The organism is Bizionia argentinensis JUB59 (genome assembly GCF_000224335.1).
Lineage (GTDB): Bacteria > Bacteroidota > Bacteroidia > Flavobacteriales > Flavobacteriaceae > Algorimicrobium > Algorimicrobium argentinense.
The window spans coordinates 23313-31499 of the sequence record NZ_AFXZ01000004.1 but is presented as its reverse complement, the minus strand read 5'-3'; the positions used below and the strand labels follow the sequence as shown (position 1 = coordinate 31499).

At 34.5% G+C, this 8187-nt stretch carries 4 protein-coding genes; 1 reads left to right on the top strand and 3 read right to left on the bottom strand.

Annotation, left to right across the window (positions count from 1 at the left end; all coding sequences use genetic code 11):
- Nucleotides 1–300 precede the first annotated feature (300 nt).
- The 3 genes from BZARG_RS02485 to gldJ all read right to left on the bottom strand — a co-directional run bounded on the left by BZARG_RS02485 (nucleotide 301) and on the right by gldJ (nucleotide 4040).
- The gene (locus BZARG_RS02485) at nucleotides 301–810 is read right to left on the bottom strand and encodes a hypothetical protein (RefSeq protein WP_008635026.1); all 510 of its coding nucleotides are present in this window, start codon (nucleotides 808–810) and stop codon (nucleotides 301–303) included.
- A gap of 179 nt (nucleotides 811–989) precedes the next feature.
- Nucleotides 990–2282, bottom strand: coding sequence for a UDP-N-acetylmuramoyl-tripeptide--D-alanyl-D-alanine ligase (locus BZARG_RS02480; RefSeq protein ID WP_008635028.1), 1293 nt, complete (start codon nucleotides 2280–2282; stop codon nucleotides 990–992).
- Between the two features lie 66 nt (nucleotides 2283–2348).
- On the bottom strand, nucleotides 2349–4040 hold the full coding sequence (gene gldJ / locus BZARG_RS02475) for a gliding motility lipoprotein GldJ (RefSeq protein WP_008635041.1): 1692 nt from the start codon (nucleotides 4038–4040) through the stop codon (nucleotides 2349–2351).
- A 265-nt stretch (nucleotides 4041–4305) separates the two neighbouring features.
- Between gldJ and porU the strand changes: the two genes are divergently transcribed.
- The gene (porU, locus tag BZARG_RS02470; RefSeq protein ID WP_008635048.1) at nucleotides 4306–8175 is read left to right on the top strand and encodes a type IX secretion system sortase PorU; all 3870 of its coding nucleotides are present in this window, start codon (nucleotides 4306–4308) and stop codon (nucleotides 8173–8175) included.
- Nucleotides 8176–8187 lie beyond the last annotated feature (12 nt).

The window sequence follows — 8187 nt, the reverse complement described above, 5'->3', positions numbered from 1 at the left end:
TTTTGTTTCAGACCTCACAGGTTTTTTAAACCTGTGAGGTCTTATAAAGAAAGAACTTTTGAAATTATTTCTAAAAAAGAATTATATGATAATAGTTTGTTATTCGAAGACAGGCGATAAAGGTTATGTGTATGATTAATGGCGCGGTTAAGCACCTAATTTAGCAAATAAAAACCGAATAGAAAATCCGCGAGTCCCGACGCTTCGGGATTCGTAAGCAAGCTCGAACCAAGCCATTAATTAAACACGGTGTTTTGGTGCGTTTTTATTCCACATTTGATTTTCATTGCATTTTTTTATTTAAACCTTTTGTAAATCCAAATGTTTCTCAAAATTGTTTCGTAGTCGATTTATTAAAAACATTCCAGATAGATAAAATAAAATTCCAACTACAATTATAATTAGTCCAAAAATTAAAGTTTCATTATTTGAGTAAGCAACTATTAATGTAATTACTCCAATTAAAATAGTAAGAATAGGGAAAATGGATATAACAGGATTAGGTTTCATGTTTAACTTTATTAATGTGCCTTTTCCTGATTCTAATATTTCTCCAATTAAATAAGCTGTTCTTCTTTTAAAATTTGGCACGTACCATTTTATAAAAGTCCATTTATCATAAATCTCAAATTCATTTTGACTCGTAAATTTTCCAACAAAGCTTGAGTCATTTTTCTCAAATATGCCTCCAATTTTTTGCGTTAAATTCTCTTCATTTAAATTTGAAGAATAATTTGTTTTTTTAGTGTTAAGTATATTGTCAATCATTAAGTTTTTCAAAAATTCGTTCATATTTTCTATTCCAGCCATTTAATTTTGAAATGACTGTCTTAAAATTCAATTATATTCATTAGCAAAATGTCTTAAATAAGTTCTTATCTCATATCGAATAAAGATAATAATAAAACAATTCCATTTCTATTGTTCCTAATTCTTATCGATTGTTACGATGTTCGTCTTAAATGCACCACAACTGATTTGTAAAGAATCTATTGCTCATCCAACAACCCCAAAACACGCTCCAAAGCCATGCCTCTAGAGCCTTTAATTAGAACTAATGAATAATTTAAGCTCTCCAGGTTAAAAGCCTCTTTAAATGCTTGGAATGACGTGTAGAATGTTGCTTTTGGATGAATACAAGTTGTTTTATTAAAATTTTCACCTAAAAACACGGCCTTATCAATATTTAGAGCGTTAACCAAATCTACAACCGCTTGATGTTCTTTTTCTGCTTCAGTTCCAAGCTCAAACATATCGCCTAATATGATAATCTTATTTCGGTGTTCTTGATTTGAAAAATTTTCTAAAGCCACTTTCATACTGGAAGGATTGGCATTATAGGCATCTAAAATAATCTCGGTAGAGCCATTTTTAATTATTTGCGAGCGATTGTTTGCTGGAGTATAGCCTTCAATAGCTTTCTTTATATTGGAATCCGGAACTTTAAAATAGTTTCCAACAGCAATTGCTGCTGATATATTATTAAAATTATAGGCGCCAATTAAGTGACTTGAAATTGTTTCGTCATGATATTGCAGCTTTACAAATGGATTTGCATTTATAAATTGAATTGTTATTTGGTTTTTTTCTTCCTTTTGACCGAAAGAAATGGTTTTAACCGATTTCGTTTTAGCAACTTGAATAGTGTCGTCGGTGTTTAAGAATATTTGTTTATCATGTGACAGCAAATAGTCATATAATTCACTTTTTCCTTTTATGACACCTTCAATACCGCCAAAACCTTCTAAATGTGCTTTTCCAAAGTTTGTAATATAGCCATAGTCTGGTTTTGCAATTTCGCATAAAAATGCTATTTCTCCTAGATGATTTGCCCCCATTTCAACAACCCCTATTTCTGTATCTTTAGTCATGGATAAGAGAGTTAGCGGCACGCCGATATGGTTGTTTAAATTACCAATTGTTGCTGTAGTCTGATATTTTTCAGAGAGCACGGCATTAATTAATTCTTTGGTAGTTGTTTTGCCATTACTTCCTGTTAGTGAAATAATGGGAATCCCTAAATAGTCGCGATGGTAGGCTGCTAAGTTTTGTAGCGTACTCAATACATCTTCTACGAGAATGGTTTGGCTGTCTTTATAGTAAGCGTCATTATCAATAATTATATATTTCGCGCCTTTTTCTAAAGCTTGCTGCGTAAATGTATTACCGTCAAAATTATCGCCTTTTAAAGCGAAAAATAGACAGTCTTTAGTGATTTTGCGCGTATCGGTACAAACGTTTTTGCATTCTAAAAAACGCTGGTGTATTGTGTTTAATTCCATAAAATAAAAGTATAAAAAAAGTCCTGACTACTGCCAGGACTTTTTATAATTTTTAAAACAAATTATTTAGTTTTTTGTTTTTCCTTTATTCTCTGATTTTGAACCTACACGAGACATCGCGCATCTAAAACCAATATAGTCTGTTGCCATATTTTGAGGAAAATAGCGACGTTGAGCAGGGTCTAACCAGTACTCTCTGTCTTTCCATGATCCACCTTTGTAAACACGAGCTTCATCGTTAATTAAAGAAGTACGCTTGCTTGATCGGTCATATTCACGTATTAATTGTCCAGTTGAATCCGTTTCAACACTATGGCTTGGTGAATTATACATTTTACTAGTATGCGTTCCTTTTTCAGAATCACCATCAATTTCGTCAAAATCACCATCGCGGTAATCACGAGACGAACGTCGGTCTCCATCTCTAAAGTTTCTGTTATCGCTGGTATCGAAGTTTGTTCTTAAGTATGTTTCGTTTTCGTCAACAGGAACTTGGTGAATTTCTCCTGGCAAGTTTCTAGCAACAACTTTACCATTTGGTAAGGTGTCAAACTTAATTTCATCTGGTGTTACAATTCTTACCGTTCCATCTTCATTAATTTCATTTTTAGTGTATACATTTCCACGGTAGTAGTTAAAGTCACTAAACTCATCATCAATAATAGGTCTGTAAACATCAGCTACCCATTCTGCTACGTTTCCAGCCATATCATATAAACCAAAATCGTTTGGAGCATAAGATTTTACTTGGTTTGTAATATCTGCGCCATCATCAGACCATCCTGCAATACCACCATAATCACCTTTTCCTTGCTTGAAATTAGCCATTTGGTCACCTCTAATTTTGCGTTTACCTGAACGTGTGTATTGCCCATCCCAAGGATATTTTTTACGCCCTCTATATGTGTTATAGTCACGTAAAGATGTTAAAGCTATAGCAGCATACTCCCATTCAGCTTCTGTTGGAAGTCTATATTTTGGTTGAATAATACCGGTTTCTCTAGTTGCATTTACATTAATTGGATCGCCAGCAGCATTTGTTTGAACACGACGACGTGTGTTTTCTGGATCTGTTAGGGCGGTGTTTCCTCCGTAAACTTGAGACGGTGCATTAATATAAGTGTCGGTATTAAATGTAGCATTAGCCGATACTTCATTTAATTTTGCATCTCTTTGAATATAACCAGCAGCTTCTAAATTTGCTTCGTTAACACGATCTGAACGCCAGTTGGCAAATTCAACAGCTTGAATCCAGCTTACACCAACTACAGGATATTCAGCATATCCAGGGTGGCGTAAATAGTTTTCTGTCATTACTTCGTTATAACCTAGACGATTTCTCCATACTAAAGTGTCAGGAACAACGCCATCATAAATAGCTTTAAAGTTTTGTTCAGATGGTGGATAAATACGCTTAATCCAATCTAGATATTCTAAATACATTAAGTTGGTAACTTCAGTTTCATCCATATAGAATGACTGAACGTGTTGTTGATTAGGTGTATTATTCCAATCGTGCATTACATCGTCTTGAACTCTACCCATGGTAAAAGTTCCACCTTCTACAAACACCAATCCTGGCGCTGCTTCTTGTCCTTTAAAACTCGTGTTATATTGGAAACCTCCTTCTTTAGAGTTAATGTCCCATCCTGTAGCACGAGAGCTGTTTGAACTAGACGATCGTTTACAACCAACTGCTGTAACAGCTATTGCTAAAACTAACAATAATTTTATTGTTAATACTTTTTTCATATCCATACGTTTAAGTAAGCCATTAATGTTTTTTGGTGACGCAATATATGAATTCCATAGAATAATACAAGTTAATATTTAGAAATAACTTAAAATATTAGGCATTTCATCCTGTTTATCAAACGTTTCAACGACGCTTTTGGTGCTTTTGTCGCTTACATTGCTTAATTAGAACGCCAACTTTTATGTTTTATTATTGAAAATTTCTTTAGGTTTTTTAAATTTCTTTATTTTTTAATAATAAGCGATGTTAAATAGCGTTATTTGTGTAATGAAAAAGAGAATGTTCCTACTTATTATGTTCGTTTCGGCTGCGGTGTTTTCGCAACAAAAACAATTTGATATCACTTGGAATGGTACGAAAACTTTTTCTAACGAAAGCTTCTCGTTAGAAATCCCTGTTTTTAATGAAGAGTATTTTAGTTATGATTTAGTTCAAGGTGTTGAGTTCATTGCGCAATGGAGTATTTCACAATTAATAAATGAAAACTCCGTACAAATCTCTAATGTTAGATATACTACAATTTCAAAAAGTGAATTAAGAGATGTCGATTTAGCTACAATTCCTAATCAGTTAAAATTCAATTTAAAGAACAGTATTAGTCGTGATAATCGAAGTGCTTTCTTAACAGTTTCTGCTATAATAAGTGAAAACGGTACCTTTAAAAAATTAACGGCTTTCACAATTTCATATGGTGCTCAAAATAACTTAAGATCAGGTAACCGGTTTGCTATCTCTAACTCTGTTTTAGTCTCTGGTAGTTGGTATAAGTTTCAAGTGGATAAGTCTGGTGTTTTTAAAATTTCGCGACAATTTCTTCAGCGTTTAGGTATAGATATGGATGTGGTAGATCCAAGAACTATGAAGCTTTTTGGTAATGGCGGCCGTATGATTCCTTATGCTAATTCTGAACCATACCCTATGGATTTACAGGAAAACGCAATCCAAGTTATAGGTGAGTCTGACGGCTACTTTCATGATTCTGATTATATATTGTTTTATGCGGAAGGGCCAAACAGGTATGATGCGGATAGCAATACGAATATTAATATCTATAATACCGCAACCAATTATTACATTAATATTAGTCCTGGCAACGGGAAGCGTATCCAACCTATTATACAGCCGTCGGGAGCTTCTAATATGATGATTAGTACTTTTCAGGATTATAAATATCACGAGGTAGATGAATATAATTTGGTGAGTGTAGGAAGGCGCTGGTTTGGCGATCGCTTTGATGTTGAACGCATAAAAACTTTCGACTTTTCATTTCCAAATCTAATTACTACCATCCCTATAAAGATGAAAGCTTATGTTGCTTCAACTTCTGAAATATCATCCAGCATGGAATTAAAGGTTAACAACACGTCTATTGCTAATTTAATTCTTCCAGCTGTTTCAAATGCTAATTTAGCAACGCAGGCTGTTTATAATAACAATGTAAATGTTACGAGTTCCAATGTATCGGTAACGTTGGGTTATGACAATGGTGGTAATCCATCAGCTTTGGCTTATATAGATTATATTTCTGTAGAAGCTACTCGTGAATTAAAATTTGCTGGAGGTCAGTTTACATTTTATAATCGCGGCGTAATAAATGCTTCCGGTATTGGCGAATATAACTTGACAAATGCCGCAGAAGTAAAAGAAATTTGGGATGTAACTGATATTTATAATGTCCAGAGCTTAAATAATACGAACTCAAACACGTCTATTTCTTTTAAAGCGATTTTAGGAAGTCTAAAAACCTATGCTGTTATACCGTCTTCTGGTTTTTATGAACCTATATTGGTTTCCAATCCTTATGTGTCCAATCAAAACTTAAAGGGAACGATTTTTAAAAATGCCCAAGGGAATTTTCAGGATGTGGACTATATTATAATTACGCCATCCAACCTGTATGCTCAAGCGGAACGTTTAGCGCAGATTAACAGAAATCAGTACAACCTGAATGTTAAGGTTGTTAAGCTTAAAGATATTTATATCGAGTTTGGCCCTGGAACACAAGATATTGGAGCCATTCGTAATTTTATAAAATATGTATATGAGAATGCTAGTGCACCCGACAAACGTATAAAATACCTATGCATGTTTGGTGATGGTTCTTTTGATTATAAGGACAGAATACGTAATAACACGAATATTGCGCCATCGTGGCATGCCTATGATAGCTTTACATTAACGAGTTCTTATGTTTCTGATGATTTTTTTGGTATGATGGATTCTAATGAAGGAGATATGCATAGTTCCAATAAATTGGATATTGCTATTGGTCGTATTTTGGCTAATTCGCCTCAGCAGGCTAAAGAAATGGTAGATAAGGTCGCTTCTTATTATATTGAAGAATCATATGGTAATTGGCGAAATAATGTGCTAGTTATTTCTGATGATGTAGATGAAGCTTGGGAAAAGGACATTCAGTTAACAACCAATACTATTGGTGATAATATTGCTCAAGCCAAAGATTTTATTAATGTCACAAAAATCCATTCGGATGCTTTTGTTCAGGAATCTTCTGCAGGAGGTGATAGGTATCCTGCTGTTACTACGGCTATAACAAATGCGATAGAAAAGGGGGCTTTGGTAGTGAATTATTTTGGGCATGGGGGCGAAGATGGTTTGGCAAACGAGCGAATTTTCGAAAAACCTGATGTACAAAAACTAAACAATGTTTGTAAGCTTAATTGTTTTGTTACGGTAACTTGCGAATACACACGATTTGATAATCCGTTGCGTCCTACTGCTGGAGAATATACGTATTGGAATAAAGATGGTGGCGCTATAGCTTTAATTACCACAACACGTCAAATATATGTAAACGTTGGTATTTCTTTTAATTTAATATTGGAAGAATACTTGTTTTCGTTCAATCCAGATGATGAGTATGCGGATGATGAGTATCCGTCTATGGCAGAAGCGTTACGTTTAACAAAAACAGATCCAGGAATTTCCGGTATGTCTCAAAGGCGGTTAGTCTTTTTTATAGGAGATCCAGCCATGAAATTAGCTTTCCCTAAACCAAATGTTCGGTTAACAAAGGTAAATGATATTCCTGTCTCTCAAACGACGCCCGTGTTAAAAGCATTAAGTCGCGCTAAAATATCAGGAGAAGTTAGGGACGCATCAGGCAATATTATGTCAGATTATACAGGTGTGCTTTCTGTTAACTTGTATGATAAAAAAATAGAGCGCACTACTTTAGGTAATGATGGTGTAAAAGTAAATAATCAGCTGCTCACCATGGATTTCGAAACGTTAGGAGCCACTATTTTTAGAGGTCAGGCTTCCATAACAAACGGTCAATTTGAGTTTGAATTTATTGTACCCCGAGATATAGGAATTCCGGAAGGTAAGGGACGTATTAGTTTTTATGCTAAAAGAGATAACGCGCTTGAAGATCAATCGGGCGCAGATAATAGTTCTATTACCATAGGCGGCCTTAATCCAAATGCACCTGAAGATGCTATTGGTCCAGAGATTCAACTATACATGAATGATGAAAATTTCGTGTCTGGAGGAATTACCAATAAATCTCCAAGTCTTTTAGTCAAACTAGAGGACGAAAACGGAATCAACACAGCTAGTGGTATCGGGCATGATATTGTTGCTGTTTTAGATGGCGATGAAACGAATCCCTATATATTAAATGATTATTATCAAACGGAAATTGACGATTTTCAACGTGGCACCGCCAATTATCCATTGCGCAATTTAGAGCCTGGTTTGCATACATTAAAAGTTAAAGCTTGGGATGTTTATAATAATTCATCAACCTCGGAAATACAATTTATGGTACATGATGAGAATCAGAGTCTTGTTATCGAAAATGTTTTAAATTATCCAAATCCGTTCGTTAATTATACAGAATTTTGGTTCAACCACAATAGTTCTGATGTTTTAGACGTTTTAGTACAGATATTCACCGTTTCCGGAAAATTAGTGAAGACACTTAATGGGCAAACTAACTCACTTGAATGTTGCGGAAAAGGCACATCAGCTTTGTCACGCGACATTGTTTGGGATGGTCGCGATGATTTTGGAGATAAAATAGGAAAAGGCGTTTATATTTATAAGCTAACTGTAAGATCGCCAATCCTAAATAAATCTGTGGAAAAAATCGAGAAACTTGTAATACTTTAATAATATATTATA